Here is a 16,387-nt window from a genome sequence, read left to right as displayed (position 1 = left end):
AAAGAACTGGACGGCCAGCACGCCCCCGGCACAGGATCACGCCCCCACCCCTGCCCCGATCCCGCCGATATGCCAGCCGCCAAGCCACCGCCCAGCCTGGAGATCACCCGCGAAGACGGCGGGGCCGGAGCCGTTTTCGTGGCGAGGCCGGTGCTGACCCCGGTGATCCGCACCCGCTATCTGCTGATCGCCGGGCTGCTGGCGACGGGCTTCGTCGCCGGAGCCGGATTGGCGCCGGAGGAGCTGTCGGACATGCTGCAATGGCTCGCCGTCTTCTGTGCGGCGCCCGTGCTGCTGCTGTGGGTGGTGACGCTGACGGAGACGGTGCAGCGCCGGGCCGTGCGGCTGGGCGTGACGGAGCGCGGATTGACGGTGGACGGCACCCGCATCCATGCGCACGAGACGATCCGGGATTTGGCGCTCTATCCGATGGTGGGCGGCAAGCCGCTGTTCGTCGCCTGGATCGATCCGGCGCACGATTACGGGCACAAGGCGGAATTGAGGCTGGTTGCCGGCGACGTGGCGCCCAATGACGCGGTCAAGGCCGAGCTGAAGGCCGCCGGCAGCCGCAACGTGCGGCTGGTCATGCACCGGCGCGGCGGGCACAAGGCGATCGTACTGGTGCGCGGTCTGACCCTGTCGGGCGGGCAGACCCTGCTGGCAGCCCTGGCGGCGGAGCTTCGCGCTCACAGCCGCTAAGGCGCCAGTGGGGAACGTCAGGAAAAGGCCAGGGATCAGCGGCGCGGGATGGCCGGCGGCTCCGGCAGATCCTCTTCCAGAATGACGACGTTCAGGGCATAGGAGACCTCGCCCTCGTCCTCGTCACGGTTCAGCGTGCCGAAGAACTCGCCATCCACCGTCACCTCGGCCGACTGGCCGGCCTTGGCCGGCGGCTCGATCACGATCTTCTGATTGCCCAGCGTCTTGCGCAGGTACATCTGCACGCGGGCGATTTCGGTGTCGGACATCCGGACGACGGACGACTTTGCGGGCGGCATGGCGAACCTCGTTGTCTGCGAAGGAGCGTCATATAGGCGGCTTCGCGGCGAAGGGAAAGCGATACCTCGCGCCCTCGGCGAGCTTGTTCGGCGAGTTGGAACGGGACTCCCGACGCCGCCGGGGCACAGGATACCCATCCGCGCGGGGTAATGCGGCCATCGCCGGACGCCCCGAAAGAGCGGGGCCCCGCAACGGCGGAAAAGGCTATGCTCCCGGCGGCGGTACGCAGCCCGGAAGGGCGGCGGCTCGATTGGCCGCGCCCTGCGGAAGGCCGCCGCGAAGACGGAGGACGGAACGCCTTGACGATGATCGCCCGGCCGCGCAATGCCCTATTCCCCGCCACCCGGCCATGGATACGAACCCTTGCGGGGACCATTCTCGCCGCGGCGCTGCTGGCCGCCCCGCCCTTCTGCGGTGCAGTGGCCGACAGCGGAAAGCGGGTGGCGCTGGTCATCGACAATGGACGCTACGACGGACTCGACAGCCGGCCGGAACAGGCCGCCGCAAATGCACGGGTGATGGTGTCCGCGCTGCGCAAGGCCGGCTTCTCGGTGACGCGGGCCGACAATGTCGGGAAGGTCGCGATGGAGTCGGCGCTCGAGCGCTTCCGCGAGGCGCTGTCCGGTGCCGACCTGGGCTTCGTCTATTATACCGGCCTCGCCGTCGGGATCGGGGAGCGGGAGTATCTGCTGCCCGCCGACGCGGCGCCTGCGGGGGCGGAGGATCTGCCGCGAACGGCACTGGACCTCGACACGATGTTGGGCGACCTGCGGGACAGCGGGCGCAAGTCGGTGGTGGTGATCGATCCGGGCCCGGCCGATGCCCTGGCCCGGAGGGTCGGCGGCGGTGCGCTGGGGACGCCGATGGAAGCGGACGGCCTGTTCGTCGTCTATGCCCACCGCCCAGGAGTGCCGCCGGTGCCGGCGCAATCGGTCAAGGGGACGGCCCCCTTCACCGCCGCGCTGGCCCGCGAGATGGTCAAGCCCGGAATCCCCTTCCGCGACTCGCTGGCCGAAGTCGCGCGTTCCGTCGCCGAACGCAGCGAAGGCCGCCAGTTGCCCTGGCTGCAGGACCGGTTGGGCACCACGCTCGTCCTGGTGCCGGCCGTCGCGGCAGCGTCGAAGCCGTCCGCCGCCCCGTCTTCCGACATGCAGCCGCAGGACCAGTCCACCCAGGTGAAGAAGGAGACGCCGCCAAAGGAGCCGCTGAAGGAGCCGCCGGCGGTGACCAGCCCCAGCCTGCCGCCGGGCGAGTATGAGGTGGCCAGGTCCGGCGTGCTGTTCGACCGTCCGGCGGTGGGGGCGCACGGTGTTGCGCAGTTGCCGGCCGGCACTCTGGTGACGGTGTTGGAGGCTGTGCCGGAGGGAAGCTGGCTGCGGGTGCGGGATTCGTCCGGGCGGAACGGCTACGTCACCGCCGGGACACTCGCCGCCCGCTGGGCAGACCCGTCGCCGCTGGCCGCCCGCGCCCGCGGAACCGTGGAGGCCGGCCCCTCCTTCGGCGATCCGGCCGCCGAGCCGCCGGCCGCCGGCAGTTCCGACCCGATCCGGACGGTTGAGCCACGCAGCTTCCCCACTCCCCCGCCCGGCACCGCATCCGCAGAGCCCGACGGCCCGGCGGTCGCGGCGGAACGGCAGGCGATGCGCGCTCTTGGCGATGCCCGCACAGCGGCGGAGCAGGCGCGAAGCCGGCCCGACAGCCGCTTTTGGAGCTATGGCTTCTCGGGCGGCGACCGCTATGAAGGCACATGGGTACAATCGTCGTCTGGTTCGGGGCTGGGGCGGCCGGTCCGCCAGGGGACGGGCGTCTACCGCTTCGCCAACGGACAGACCTATGAGGGCGAATGGTCCGGCGACCTGATGTCCGGTTATGGCGTGATGACCTTCACCGACGGCAGCCGCTTCGCCGGGCGTTTCAGCAATGGCCAGCCGGACGGGCCGGGCGTGTTCCATTACGCAAATGGCGGACAGAGCGCCGGGACGTGGCGCGGCTCCGTCCGCCTCGACCAGTGACCCTCTTGACCATGCGCGCCTGATCAGCGCGGCTTGAGGGCGTCCACCACCTGAACATGCCCCTGCAGCGCGCCGAGCGTCAAGGCGGAGTTGCCATTGGCATCCATGCGGTACGGGTTGGCTCCGTGGTCGAGCAGCAGCTTGGCCACAGCCTCATGCCCGTTGTTGGCGGCATACATCAGTGCCGACCAGCCATAGGCGGTGGTGCGGTCCACCATCACGCCGCGCTGGATCAGCGTGCGCGCCACCTCCTGGTGACCGCGGGCGGCGGCGGCCATCAACGCCGTCTTGCCGTCGCTGTTGGTCGTGTCGAGCTCCGCCCCGCCATCCGCCAGCGCCCGCACGACCGCGTCATGGCCTCCCCAGGCCGCATACATCACCGCGGTGGCACCGTCGGAGGTCCGCAGATCGCTGCGGGCGCGCCGGTCCAGCAGAACGCGCACCGCATCCGTCAGTCCCTGTTCCGCCGCGACCATCAACAGGGTCTTGCCGCTGTCGAGCCGCGTGTCGGGGTTGGCGCCGCCCTGCAGCGTGCGCGACAGCTCCGCCGGGTTGCCCAGCAGGGCCAGCACCGATTCGCGATCCTGCAAGCCCGGAGCGGCCTTCACCGGAGCGGCCGTGCTTCCGCCCGCAGATCCGGAACTGCCCATGGCCGGACCGCCATAGGCCCGCTGCTCGCCCGCGGCGCGGATCCGCTCCGCGAGGTCGGGGCTGTTGGGCGAGAGCATCTGTGCCCGCTCGTAGAAGCGCTTGGTTTCCGACCAGTCTCCGTCACGCTCGGCCAGCATCGCCCAGCGGCGATAGGTATCCTCCATGGTGGTCAGCAATTCGGTCGCCTCGGGCGCCGCCGGTGCGATCTGGCGGATGCGCTGCACCGTCTCATAGGCGTTGTCGCCGGGCGGCGTGGTCAGGCGCTTGCCGGCGATCTGCCGGCGGGCCTGATCGACCATCATGCGCACGCGCTGCGCACTCTCGGCGTCGGGCACGGCCGCCTGCGGCACCGACGGGATCGGCGCGGCCGAAGGTTCCTCCAGCGGCGGCAGCGAGGCCGCACCCGGTGCCGCTTCCGCATTGCCCGCGGCCGGTGCGGCCGGTGCGGCCGGGGAGGCGGCAACGGGTGCGGTGGCCGGTGCCTGGGATTGGGCCGGCGGCAAGACTGCGGTCTGCACCGGAGCGGTTTGAGCGGGTGCGGACGGCGAAGGTTGGGCGACGGCCTGCTTCGTCACCGTCAGGGTGCCGGCCGGCTGCGCCGCGGCCGGGAGGGGGGTGTTTGTGGCGCCGCCGCTCTGCCCCGCCTGGACACCGGCCGCCACGGACGGCTGGGAGGCAGGCGGCGACGCGGCAGGAGCATCCGGCGGCGGACCGGCGGCGGCATGCCGCCCGCCGTCCGGTGGGACATCGGTGCCGATCAGCCCCTGCACCCTGCGCTCCACCGCATCGCGCGTCCGGCTCCAGCCCTCTTCGATCATGGTCAGAGCCCGGCCGGGAGACACGCCGGGCACGGCGGTGGCGATGGCCGCAGCGGCGGCACCCAGCAGCACCAGCGTGGTCAGTGCCGCACCGGCATAGAGCCCGGTCCGGCGCGGCACCCGCATCGCTCCGATGGGCATGGCATCCGCCGGCATGGCTCCGGCCGGCCGTCCCCTTGCTGCCATGGTGTCGGAACCAGGGTCGCTCCAGTCATACTCTCCCGACTGGGGGGCTCCAGCCCAGCGGTCGCCGGCCCAGTCATTCGCCGACGGCTTGGCGGCGGGCTGGGCCGGGGCCGGCTGCGGACCGCAGCGATCCACCCAGGCCGGACCGGCCTCCGGCACCTGGGACGGAACCGCCGGCATCAGCGCCGGACGCGGTGCAGTCAGCACGGCGGACATCGACGGCAGCTCGTCGGGCGGACCGCCGCCCGGTGCCATCCGGTAGATCACGCCCATGTCGCGCAGTTCGTCGGCCAGCCCGGCGCGCGCCAGCGTTCCTTCCAGTTCCGGTGTGCCGCAGAGAAGAACCTGGAGAAAGCGGCCCGCCGGCGTCTCGGCCCGCGTCAGGTCGACCAGATCGGCCAGCACCGGCGGGGCGAGCACGGTGGCGTTGTCGACCGCCAGCAGGCCGGACCCGGCCAGTTCCAGCCGGTCTTCCAGGGCGGTGATCAGCGCGTCGAAGTCGCCTTCGCCAGCCTCGCCGGACGGTGCCAGATCGGGCAGTGCCCCGGCACCGGCGGCAGCGACCAGATCCTCCACCTCGGCGCCGACGCAGGCCATGACCGGCAACGCCATGGCACCATCGGCCTCCACATGCTCCACCAGCTGCCGGAACAGGGCGGGACGGTCCGATCCGCCATCGCCGACCAGCACCAGAAGCCTCTTGCGGGCCAGAAAGGCCAACACCAGCCCATCGCGGATCTCGGCGGCCGATGGCGCGGCACCGGCGGAATCGTGAACGGGATCGTGGTGACCCGGAGCGGCGCGCCGGGGGCGCGAGGTGTGTTTCGGGGCAGAACGGTCCATGGACATCTCGAAACGCCGATCAGTGAAGGGAGCGCTGATGTGACTCTAGTGATGCGCCCCCCAAGCCCCGACAGTGCAAAGGGCGGTAGCCCGCTCTCTTCCGGGGTGGGTGGACTGACCCTTCCGGCACGAACGCGCCGCTGGTCCGCCGGACGGGGGAGGGGTATAGGGTTGCTCCCGGAATCCTCGACCGAACCCCCATCTGGACGGCGACAGCCATGCGAGTCGGAATCGATTTGGGCGGCACCAAGATCGCGGCCGTGGCGCTCGGCGCCGACGGGTCCGAACTGGCCCGCCACCGCCGCCCCACCCCCCGCGATTACGACGCCACGCTGGACGCTTTGGCGGAGACGGTGGCGGTTCTGGACCCGTCCGGCACCGGCGGCGTCGGCATCAGCCTGCCCGGCATCGTCGACCCCGCCGCCGGCCGCGTGCGCGCGGTGAACCTGCCCTGGCTCGCCGGCCGCCCTTTCGCCGAAGACGCGGCGCGGCGGATCGGCCGCCCGGTGCGGATCGCCAACGACGCCAATTGCTTCACCCTGTCGGAAGCGGCGGACGGCGCCGCGGTCGGATCGGCGGTGGTGTTCGGGGTCATCCTGGGAACCGGCGTCGGCGGCGGAATCGTTGTGGACGGGCGCATCCTTCCGGGGGCCAACGGGCTGGCCGGCGAATGGGGCCATGCCCCGCTGCCCTGGCGGGAGGAGGCCGACGGCCCGCCGGCGCCCTGCGGCTGCGGCAAGATCGGCTGCCTGGAAACCGTGCTGTGCGGGGCCGGGCTGTCGCGCCTGCACCGGCACCTGACCGGGGAAGACGGCACCCGACAGACGCCGGACCCGCAGGAGATCGCCGCCCGCGCTCTGGCGGGCGATCCGGCCGCCGCTGCGGCGCTGACGCGCCATGCCGATGCACTGGCCCGTGCCCTGGCCCCGGTGCTGAACCTGCTCGATCCCGACGTTGTGGTGGTCGGCGGCGGCCTGTCGGCCCTGCCCGGCCTGTGCGACTCGGTGACGCGCCGCTGGGGCGCCTGGGCGCTGACAGCCACGCCGCGGACCCGGATGGCGATTGCCCGCCATGGCGGGGAAAGTGGCATGCGCGGGGCCGCCCGACTGTGGCCGGAATAGGCCTCACCATTTTTGCGGGGCGGACCGCAACCAACGGTCACGCAGTGGCACGGGACTTGCGCATTCTCAGTTCAGACCGAACGGGGATATGCCCATGATGCGGAAGAAGTTGGGGACGCGGGCCACGGGGAACGGCGTCCATTTGCATTTTGCAAACCGGAACGCGACGCGGTCCGGGAAACCGGCAGCGCGTTTGCATTTTGCAAATGACCTCGGCATTGGCCAGGGCACCAGCCGTCACCTGGAACAGGCCTGCGCAAGCCTGCAGGACGCGGCGGTGGAGTTGGAAGCGGTGCTTGCCACGCTGCCCGGCGACGAACAGGCCGATCTGCATGAAGCCATCGGCTCGATCATGGAGACACTGCAGTTGATCGCCTCGGCCCACTCCCGGCTGGAGCCGCCAATCGCCGCCGACTGAGGCGGCGGCTGGATTCGCGTGCTTTTCCTGAAGGCCACATGAAAAAAGGCGGCCCAGCGGGACCGCCCTTTTCTCGGTTGCCGACCTCTCGCTCGCCGAGCGGCCCAACCGGTCGTACCGCAGCCGGCTCAGTCGGAAATGGTCTGCCAGAAGAAGAAGGCAACGGCGAGGACCATGATGGCGATGTCCATGGGAACGGCTCCTGTGGATTGCGGCGGATGGGCGTGTCGTCGGAATCTATACGACAGTTCGCGATGCGGGTGCAGTGATTCCGTGTGCCTGCGGCGGTTTTTCGCCCCCTGCACTGCAGCAAGGATGACAGGCCGCGGAAAAAGACAGAAAAAATTATCTCGCCCGACGATCCCCAGCAATGGCGTTCCAAGCCATGGACCAGTCCGGCCTTGCATGGAACGGCGGAGTCCCCGTCATCGCCCCGGCTGACGCTGACTCCGGCAGTACATTGTATTCAAATGATTTTCTTCGGTCGCCCGCCTCTCCCCACAATCGGGGGACGGGGCGCCGGGCCCTCGGCCGGTGGCGGACCGCACCCCTGCCCCCCTCACTCGCCCCCTCATCCCCCGAAGAAAATCGCAGCGCTATGACTTTTGTAAGGGGTTGCCTAACCAGGGGGCTTTCTGGCAAGAAAAAGGCCGCTGAATACAGCGGCCTTGAGTTTAGGGAGGAAACGCCCAAGAAGGGCGAAGCAGCAATCGCTTGCTGCACTGCAACAGTACCAAAACCCGGAGGTACCGCAACCTCCAAAGCCGGCCCCTGCGCGGGGCCGAAGCTTTTTGAGGGGTTTGTTGCAGATCGGCCACAATTGGCCGTTCCATTTGCCGGAGCGCAAGCCGCCCAGCTGTTCCGGCCGTTACCACTCCAGTGGCGTGCCGGCCCCGGACAGCCGCCACATTCCTCTGGCAGCGGCGCGAGGTTCCCCCCTTGACCCACGTCCCACCCTCCGCATTCTCGGAATTCGACGCCTTCACCGCGGCGATCGGCGGCCGCACCCCCGCCCTGTTCCTCGATTACGACGGCACGCTCGCCGCCATCGCGCCCAGGCCGGACCTGGCGGTGATGCCAGCGGAGGCTCGCGCGGTGGTCCGACGGCTGTCGACCCTGTGCCCGGTCGCCTTCGTCAGCGGCCGCGACCTGGACGATCTGGCGGCGATGGTGGCGCTGGACGATCTGGTCTATGCGGGCAGCCATGGTTTCGATCTGCGCGGTCCGGACCTGCGCCGGCAGGTCGGCGTCGAGTATGTCCCCGACCTCGACGCCGCCGAACGGAGTCTGCACGACCGTCTGGGCGGCATCGCCGGCGCGCTGGTGGAGCGCAAGCGCTTCGCCATCGCCATCCACACCCGTCAGGTCGCCCCACCCGAAAAGCCCGCCGTGGCGGACACCGTCCGCACGGTGGCGCAGGAGCAGGCGCGGTTGCGCGTGACCGGCGGCAAGGAGCTGTTCGAGCTTCGCCCAAACCTGCCCTGGGACAAGGGCCGTGCCGTCCTCGCCCTGCTGGAAGCGCTGAGGCTGGAGGGGGACGGCACCGTGCCGATCTATCTCGGCGACGACGAGACCGACGAGGACGCCTTCCGCGCGCTGTCAGGGCCGGGAATCGGCATCCGGGTGATGGACGACCCGGCCGAGACGGCGGCGACCTGGAGCCTGCGCGATCCGGCGGAGGCCGCGGCCTTTCTGGGCCGGCTGGCGGACTGGCTGGCGGAGAGAGCCGCCGCCGGAGCGATGTCACCCATTCACCAACCCTAAACCCTCGTTCCGCTATCCTGCCCCCTCAACCAGCCGGACAGCCGCCATGGATATCGGATCGGCCACCTCCGCCACGCCCTACCGGCCGCAGGCCAGCGCTCTCGCCGGCCTGCAGGACGCCCAGGCCCGCGGCGAGGCGGCGGCGACGGAGATCGCGGCGGGGAACCTTGACCCGGCGGTGGTGCTCGACCTGAGCGCCGCCCAGGTGGATTTCGCCGCCAATGCCAAGGTCCTGCAGACGACACAGGAGAACAGCAAAAGGCTGCTCGACATGCTGGCCTGACGTCATAAAGCCTGGTCAGCGGCGCGCGCCGGGGCCGTAGACCTTCGGCTGGCTGAAGTTCAGATGGTCGAGCAGCCCCTGGGTGGCGCAGCCGTCCACCGGCAGCCTGGCCGCACGCTGGTAGGAGCGGATCGCCGAGCGGGTGCGCGATCCCATCTTGCCGTCCACCGGCCCGGCATTGAATCCGTGCTCGTTCAGCGCCTCCTGGGCGCCGGAAATGAAGGCCAGACGCATCTCGTCGGGCAGATTGTCCGTTTCGCAGGCGGCAAAGGCCGGGGTCGCCAGCAGCATGGTGCCGCACAGGATGGCGCCGCTCAGGGCGGGAAGAATACGTCCGTTCATGGATCGGTTGCTCCGAATCGTTGGGGCGAGAGCCTGTTGTAACAGCCGAGCCCACCCTTCCATTCCAAGGAGGCTTTCCAGGCACACACCGAATCGAAAAGGGCGGCCGCAAGCGACCGCCCTTTCCCACGCTCCAACCCGTCAGCCGCCGGCGGCATGCGCGTCGTCGCTCTGCCCCTTGATCCGGGAGGCGAGTGCGGCCTCCAGGAAGGGATCGAGCGCGCCGTCCAGCACCGCTTGGCTCTGCGAGGTTTCCACCTCCGTCCGCAGGTCCTTCACCATCTGATAGGGGTGCAGGACATAGGAGCGGATCTGGTGACCCCAGCCGATGTCGGTCTTGGTGGCTTCCAGCGCAGCGGCGGCATCCTCGCGGATCTTCAACTCCCGCTCGTACAGGCGGGCACGCAGCATGTCCCACGCCTTGGCACGGTTCTTGTGCTGCGACCGTTCCTGCTGACAGCTCACCACGATGTTCGTCGGGATGTGCGTGATGCGCACCGCCGAGTCGGTCTTGTTGATGTGCTGGCCGCCGGCGCCCGACGCCCGGTAGGTGTCGATGCGGCAGTCCTTCTCGTTGATCTCGATGTCGATCTTGTCGTCGATCACCGGGGAAATCGAGACGGCGGCGAAGCTGGTCTGGCGCCGCGCCTGGCTGTCGAACGGGCTGATGCGCACCAGACGGTGCACGCCGGCCTCGGTCTTCAGCCAGCCATAGGCGTTGTGGCCCTTGATCTGGACGGTCGCGGACTTGATGCCGGCCTCTTCGCCCGGCGTCTCGTCCAGCCATTCGGTCTTGTAGCCATGCTGCTCCGCCCAGCGGGTGTACATGCGCATCAGCATCAGCGCCCAGTCCTGGGCCTCCGTGCCGCCGGCGCCGGCATTCACCTCGACGAAGCAGTCGTTCGCATCGGCCTCGCCCGACAGCAGACTTTCGATCTGCAGCTTGTTGGCGCGGTCGCGCAGGCCATAGAGCTGGGCCTCGGCATCGGCGACGACGGTGGCGTCGCCTTCCGCTTCACCCATCTCGATCAGTTCCAGACTGTCGGACAGATCGCGCTCGAGCGCCCGATAGCCGGCGACGGACGTGTCGAGCTGGGTACGCTCGCGCATGATCGTCTGGGCCCGCGTCGGGTCGTCCCAAAGCTTGGGATCCTCGGCGAGGTTGTTCAGTTCGTCGAGACGCCGCAGTGCATTGTCCCAGTCAAAGATGCCTCCTCAGCAGCGCCAGCGATTCTCTGATCTCGCCGGCGGCCGCTTCGATCTCGGCCCGCATGGCGGTGCCTCCTCGTCAGCCAGAGTTGAAGGGTTTGTCGGCTGCATATGTAGCGGCTCGCATCCCCGCTTGCACCCCCTTAATAACCCGGAGGGCGGTTGGACGCCGGCCCATCCGGGCCCAGCGACCGGTTGGGGCTTGCCACTTTCGAGTATGGCCCAGTCCCGGCTTGGCGGTTCTAACCGTTTGGAATCATACGCCCGGCCCTTTTCAGAGTACGTCCCATATCCGGCAGAACAACCCTACCGCGGCGGCGGGAAGTCCTGAAATCGTGGTTATCTTCGGCTCCGAACTTCGCCTTTCTTGCGCGGTTGCGCGGACGCGCGAGCATCTCTGCCGGGGGCACGATGAGCTTCACCAGCCTGAACTTCCTGCTGTTCATCACCGTGTTCAGCGCCGGCTTCATGGCGCTGGCGCGCACGCGCGTCTTCACGCCCTTCCTGCTGGTGGCCAGCTATATTTTCTACGGCTATTGGGATTACCGGTTCTGCGCACTGCTGGCGCTCAGCACCTTCATCGACTTCTATTGCGGCCTGAAGATCGCCGACGCGCCCGACCGACAGACCAAAAAGCTGTACCTGTTCTTAAGCCTCGGCACCAACCTGGGCATGCTGTTCTTCTTCAAATACTACAACTTCTTCGCCGACAGCGCGGAGACCGCACTCGCATCCCTGGGCGTCGACGTGGGACGCCGGACGCTGGACATCCTGTTGCCGGTCGGCATCTCCTTCTACACCTTCCAGAATCTGAGCTACGGCATCGATCTCTACACCGGCGAGGTGAAGCAGCCGGAACGCTCGCTGATGCGCTATGCCACCTTCGTCGCCTTCTTCCCGCAGCTGGTGGCCGGCCCGATCGTGCGGGCGCGCGACCTGCTGCCGCAAATCCAGCAGCGCCCGCGCGACATCCCGTTCGAGGAGCGCTTCGCCGGCCTGGAAAAGGTGATCTGGGGCTATTTCCTGAAGATCGGGCTGGCCGACAACGCCGCGGTGGTGGTCGACGCCCGGTTCCACCAGCCGGAGTTCTTCAACGCGCTCCAGCATATGATCGGGCTGGTCTGCTTCTCGCTGCAGATCTACGGAGACTTCGCCGGTTACTCTCTGATCGCCATCGGGCTGGCCCAGATCTTCGGCTACACCATGTGCCAGAATTTCGCCCGGCCCTATTTCGCCACCGGCATGCGCGATTTCTGGCGGCGCTGGCACATCTCGCTGTCCACCTGGTTCCGCGACTATGTCTATGTGCCGATGGGCGGCAGCCGGACGCGCTGGCTGCGCATCCGCAATGTCGTCATCACCATGCTGATCTCCGGCCTGTGGCACGGCGCCAACTGGACCTTCGTCCTGTGGGGAGCGCTTCATGGCGGGCTGATGCTGGTGGAGGACGGCGCGCGCCGGCTGGCCGCTCTCAGCCCGGTGCGCCTCAGCGGCCCGGCGCTGGCCGCCGGCCGTCTGGTGATGGTCGGTCTGGTGTTCGCGGTGGTGACGCTGACCTGGCTGCCCTTCCGTGCCGACAGCCTGCACACGGTCTGGACCATCCTGGGCATCATCGCCCACGGCGATTTTGGCCTGCAGCAGGGCAACCTCCAGGCCAGCTCGCTGCTGCGCGTCGCCGTCGCCGGCCTGATCGTGCTGACGGTCGATGCGCTGATCGAGCGCGGCGCTGGCCGCCGCTATGCCGGAACCAACGTGGTGGCGCGATCGATGGCCTGTTCCGCCCTGATCCTGGTGATGCTGCTGTTCGGCAGCTTCGCCAACCACGCCTTCATCTACTTCCAGTTCTGAAGACCGGACGGAGATCCTCCCATGTACCGCCTTCTGGCTTGCATCGTGCTGATCCTCGCCACCGTCACGGCGATGGACCGGGTCCTGGCTTCGGCGCTGGGCGAGCTGCTTCTGCGCTCCAGCGACCGCTTCATGGCGATCTACCGTCCGCCCGAGCCGGAGGAGGTGCCGGCCGCCAAGGCCGACCGGCAGCCGGACGGGCCGACGCCGGAAAACCGGACGGACGAAACGCCGGGCGTCCTGATGGTGAAGGCGGCGCTCGCCTCCACCCCCGGTCAGGACGCCAGCGCCACCCGCGGGCCGGCCGACGTTCTGGTGCTGGGCAATTCGCGGGCGGACAACCATTTCCCGGTCTCCACCCTGCAGGACATGACCTGCGGCCGGGCGCTGAACCTGGGCATGGGCGGGGCGCCGACCGTGCTGTCGGCCCTGCTGTGGGAGGATTACGTCGAGCGGCATGGCGCCCCGCGCCTGCTGATCCTGGAGCCGACCGGTCTGGTCGACAACCCGCAGGACCTCGCCGACCTGCCGATGCTGGCCCATTACTCACCGCGCATCGACGCCTTCGTCCGGCAGGAGAATGAGCAGCTGTGGATGGCCAACCACGCCTTCCACCTGCTGACCTTCAACAACAACCAGACCATGCGGCTGGTCGCCGGACTGCTGAAACCCGCCGCCGACCGGACCCTGGTCGGCGTCATCCCGGAGCCGCTGAAGGCCCAGCTCGCCGCCGCGCCGGAAGAGGTGATGACCGCCGACGACGCCAATTGGCAGGCGATGGACCGCATCATCCGCAGCGCCCAGGCGCAGGGCACCCGAGTGGCGGTGGTGATCACCCCCTATTTCCCGACCTATGCCGGCAAGCTGAAGAATTTCGACGCCTTCTTCGCCGAGATGAAGGGCCGCCTGCCCACCGGTGTGACCCTGATCGACGCCCGGCGCGCGGTGGACAAGGACGAGCTGTTCATGGACGCCCTGCACGTCAACGAGGACGGCGTGCGCGCGATGTTCGCGGCACTCGAACCGGACCTGCGCCCGCTCGGCAGTTGCCCGGTGGACGCCATCGCCTCGCTGACGGCGGCAGGAACGGTGGCGGGGACGGTTGCTGGAGCGGCCTCCACCCATTGACGAAAGGGGCGCCCGCAAGGACGCCCCCTTTCCGTTCCGCTCAATAAAGCCCGCCGGTGCCGAGCGTCGCCGCTGAGGGCTGCGTCGGGACGCCCGGCTGGGCGCCCTCGAAGCCTGCGTTCGGGTCGCCCATCATCGCGCCGGCCCCCTGGACCGACCCGTCCAGAACCATCTGAGGCTGGTCCGGGTTGGGTTCGGTGCCGGGCAGGAAGGCCTCCCAGATGGCGCGGTTGTCGCCGGGCTGGGCCAGCTGGCCGTTGGCCGGGTTCACGCGGACGAGGCGCAGGCCGGGCGGCACGCGGAAGGGCGTCGCCGGCTTGTCCTTCAGCGCCACCTGCATGACGTCCTTGAACACCGGCACCGCCGCGGAGCCGCCGGTTTCGCGGCTGCCCAGCGAGCGCGGCTGGTCGAAGCCGATGTAGGTGCCGACCACCAGATCGGGCGAGAAACCGACGAACCACGCGTCGTGGCTGTCGTTGGTGGTGCCGGTCTTGCCGGCGAGCGGCTTGCCCAGCGATTTAAGCGACGCGGCGGTGCCGCGCTGGACCACGCCTTCCAGGATCGAGACGATCTGATAGGTGGTGCGCGGATCGTTCACCTGCTCACGGGTGTCGGGCACCGCGGGAACGCCCATCCCATCCTTCCAGGCGACGTTGGTGCAGCCTTCGCAAGCGCGGTTGTCGTGGCGGAACACGGTCTTGCCGTTGCGGTCCTGAACGCGGTCGATGAAGGTCGGCACCACCCGCTTGCCGCCATTGTCGAGCATGGCGTAGGCGGTGGCGAGCCGCAGGACCGTGGTTTCGCCAGCGCCCAGCGACATCGGCAGGTAGGGCTGCAGATTGTCGACGATGCCGAACTTCTCGACCAGGGCCTTGACCTTGTCCATGCCGATCTGCTGGGCAAGACGGACGGTCATGACGTTGCGCGACTTTTCGATGCCGACGCGCAACGGGGTCGGGCCGTAGAATTCGTGGCTGTAGTTCTCCGGCCGCCAGACCGGCTGGCCGCCGCCCGGATCGAAGGCGAAGGGTGCATCCATCACCAGCGAGGACGGGGTGAAGCCCTGGTTCAGCGCCGTCAGGTAGACGAAGGGCTTGAAGGAGGAGCCGGGCTGGCGCAACGCCTGGGTGGCGCGGTTGAACACGCTCATGGCGGGGGAGAAGCCGCCGACCATCGCCAGCACGCGGCCGGTGTGCGGATCGAGCGCAACGAGGCCGCCCTGCACCTGCGGGATCTGGCGCAGGGCATAGCTGCCCGGCGGCAGTTCCTTCGCCGCCGCCTGGGCGCCCTTCCTGGCCGGCTTCTCGTCCTCGTCCTTGGCAGCAGGGCCGCTGATCGCCTCGACCAGCAGGATGTCGCCCAGCTTGGCGACGTCCGACGGCTTGCGGATCGCCGGCCCGACGGCCTCCCCGTCCTTGGCCGCGCGGGCCCAGCGCAGTTCCGACAGCGGGATGCGGCCGCGGCCGCCGTCGGCCAGACCGATGTCCAGCCCGTCCGCCTGATCGTCCTTCAGCACGACGGCCAGCTTCCAGCCCTCGGAGCCCGCGGGGGCCGGCATGGCGGCCAGCTTCTTGGACCAGTTGTCGAAATTCTCCATCTTGCCGACCGGCCCGCGCCAGCCATGGCGGCGGTCATAGGCCACCAGCCCGTCGCGCAACGCCTTGGTCGCTGCCGCCTGAAGCTGCGGGTTCATCGAGGCGCGCACCGACAGGCCGCCCTCATACAGCGCCTGCTCGCCATAGAGCTTCACCAGTTCGCGCCGGATCTCCTCGGAGAAATATTCAGCGGTCACCACTTCCTGCTCGTCGCGCTTGCGGGTCAGCAGCGGCCGTCCTTGCGCGGCCTTCGCCTCCTCGGGCGTGACGTAGCCATCCTCCGACATGCGGCCGATCACCCAGTTGCGGCGGGCGACGGCGGCATCGTGCTGGCGATCGGGATTGTAGTTGGAGGGAGCCTTGGGCAAGGCCGCCAGGAAGGCGACCTCCTCGATGCTCAGCTCGTCCAATGCCTTGTTGAAATAGTTCAGCGCCGCCGCCGCCACGCCGTAGGAGCGGTTCCCCAGGAAGATCTCGTTGAGGTACAGTTCCATGATGCGGTCCTTGGTGAAGGCCCGCTCGATGCGGACCGCCAGGATCGCCTCCTTGATCTTGCGGGCGAAGGACACCTCGTTGGTCAGCAGCATGTTCTTGGCGACCTGCTGCGTGATCGTGCTGGCGCCGACCGGGCGGCGGTCGCGGCCGAAATTCTCGATGTTGGTCAGGATCGCGCGCAGGATGCCGAGCGGGTCGACGCCCTGGTGGGCGTAGAAATTCTTGTCCTCGGCCGCCATGAAGGCGTTGATGACCTGCCGTGGCATGGCGTCGATCGGCACGAAGATGCGGCGTTCCGAGGCGAACTCCGCCATCAGCCGCCCGTCGCCGGCATAGATGCGCGTGGTCACCGGCGGCTCGTAATTGGCCAGCTTGGTGTAGTCGGGCAGGTCCTGGTCATAGTGATCCAACAGGAAGACCAGCCCCCCGGCACCGGCAAGAGCCAGCATCACGAAGGCCATCAATAGGGACAGAAGAAGGCGCATGACCGATCCCGCAAGAAACGACGAACGACGCGCCCCGCTCCCGACCCTTTGAAGGTCCGGTCCACGAGGCGCGCTGACAGGGCGGGCGCATCCTACACCGCCGCGATGCGAAGCGCCGCCCCCGTTCCCGTCATGTCAGGAAAATGTGACGCGCAGAGGGCGCACGCGATAAAGCGCCCGCGCGGAGGGG

General features: G+C 68.9%; 13 protein-coding genes. 8 read left to right on the top strand and 5 right to left on the bottom strand.

What is annotated here, in order from left to right; genetic code table 11:
- The first annotated feature begins 69 nt into the window (after positions 1–69).
- Positions 70–699: a hypothetical protein gene (locus A6A40_RS01675; RefSeq protein WP_063633846.1), complete on the top strand. Its 630-nt coding sequence runs from the start codon at positions 70–72 to the stop codon at positions 697–699.
- 35 nt (positions 700–734) lie between these two features.
- On the opposite strand, the gene A6A40_RS01670 is transcribed toward A6A40_RS01675, so the two are convergent.
- Positions 735–968 (bottom strand): DUF3126 family protein, encoded by a 234-nt coding sequence (locus A6A40_RS01670; protein WP_063636068.1) that lies wholly within the window; start codon positions 966–968, stop codon positions 735–737.
- A 336-nt stretch (positions 969–1,304) separates the two neighbouring features.
- Between A6A40_RS01670 and A6A40_RS01665 the strand changes: the two genes are divergently transcribed.
- The gene (locus A6A40_RS01665) at positions 1,305–3,011 is read left to right on the top strand and encodes a caspase family protein (protein WP_236783768.1); all 1,707 of its coding nucleotides are present in this window, start codon (positions 1,305–1,307) and stop codon (positions 3,009–3,011) included.
- Positions 3,012–3,034: 23 nt separating this feature from the next.
- On the opposite strand, the gene A6A40_RS01660 is transcribed toward A6A40_RS01665, so the two are convergent.
- Complete coding sequence (locus A6A40_RS01660; RefSeq protein ID WP_063633844.1) at positions 3,035–5,509, bottom strand: ankyrin repeat domain-containing protein; 2,475 nt, start codon at positions 5,507–5,509, stop codon at positions 3,035–3,037.
- Positions 5,510–5,727: 218 nt separating this feature from the next.
- Between A6A40_RS01660 and A6A40_RS01655 the strand changes: the two genes are divergently transcribed.
- From A6A40_RS01655 to A6A40_RS01640, 4 genes are all read left to right on the top strand, one after another.
- Complete coding sequence (locus tag A6A40_RS01655) at positions 5,728–6,630, top strand: ROK family protein (RefSeq protein ID WP_063633843.1); 903 nt, start codon at positions 5,728–5,730, stop codon at positions 6,628–6,630.
- 94 nt (positions 6,631–6,724) lie between these two features.
- Positions 6,725–7,048, top strand: a complete 324-nt coding sequence (locus tag A6A40_RS01650; protein WP_063636067.1) for a hypothetical protein — start codon at positions 6,725–6,727, stop codon at positions 7,046–7,048.
- Positions 7,049–7,987: 939 nt separating this feature from the next.
- Positions 7,988–8,812 (top strand): trehalose-phosphatase, encoded by an 825-nt coding sequence (otsB, locus tag A6A40_RS01645; RefSeq protein WP_063633842.1) that lies wholly within the window; start codon positions 7,988–7,990, stop codon positions 8,810–8,812.
- 46 nt (positions 8,813–8,858) lie between these two features.
- Complete coding sequence (locus A6A40_RS01640; RefSeq protein ID WP_063633841.1) at positions 8,859–9,095, top strand: hypothetical protein; 237 nt, start codon at positions 8,859–8,861, stop codon at positions 9,093–9,095.
- Positions 9,096–9,110: 15 nt separating this feature from the next.
- On the opposite strand, the gene A6A40_RS01635 is transcribed toward A6A40_RS01640, so the two are convergent.
- Positions 9,111–9,437, bottom strand: coding sequence for a peptidoglycan-binding domain-containing protein (locus tag A6A40_RS01635; protein ID WP_063633840.1), 327 nt, complete (start codon positions 9,435–9,437; stop codon positions 9,111–9,113).
- 141 nt (positions 9,438–9,578) lie between these two features.
- A protein-coding gene (gene prfB / locus A6A40_RS01630; RefSeq protein WP_108546617.1) for a peptide chain release factor 2 occupies positions 9,579–10,710 on the bottom strand; the annotation gives its coding sequence in 2 pieces (ribosomal slippage) (positions 9,579–10,640 and positions 10,642–10,710; 1,131 coding nt in all).
- A 347-nt stretch (positions 10,711–11,057) separates the two neighbouring features.
- Here prfB and A6A40_RS01625 point away from each other — a divergent pair.
- The gene (locus tag A6A40_RS01625) at positions 11,058–12,494 is read left to right on the top strand and encodes an MBOAT family O-acyltransferase (protein WP_063633838.1); all 1,437 of its coding nucleotides are present in this window, start codon (positions 11,058–11,060) and stop codon (positions 12,492–12,494) included.
- 21 nt (positions 12,495–12,515) lie between these two features.
- Positions 12,516–13,622: an SGNH/GDSL hydrolase family protein gene (locus A6A40_RS01620; RefSeq protein WP_063633837.1), complete on the top strand. Its 1,107-nt coding sequence runs from the start codon at positions 12,516–12,518 to the stop codon at positions 13,620–13,622.
- A gap of 40 nt (positions 13,623–13,662) precedes the next feature.
- Here the strand turns inward: A6A40_RS01620 and A6A40_RS01615 are convergent, their stop codons facing one another.
- Complete coding sequence (locus A6A40_RS01615) at positions 13,663–16,197, bottom strand: penicillin-binding protein 1A (RefSeq protein ID WP_063633836.1); 2,535 nt, start codon at positions 16,195–16,197, stop codon at positions 13,663–13,665.
- Positions 16,198–16,387 lie beyond the last annotated feature (190 nt).

It is taken from the genome of Azospirillum humicireducens (assembly GCF_001639105.2).
Lineage (GTDB): Bacteria > Pseudomonadota > Alphaproteobacteria > Azospirillales > Azospirillaceae > Azospirillum > Azospirillum humicireducens.
This window is presented reverse-complemented; position numbering and strand designations above follow the sequence as displayed.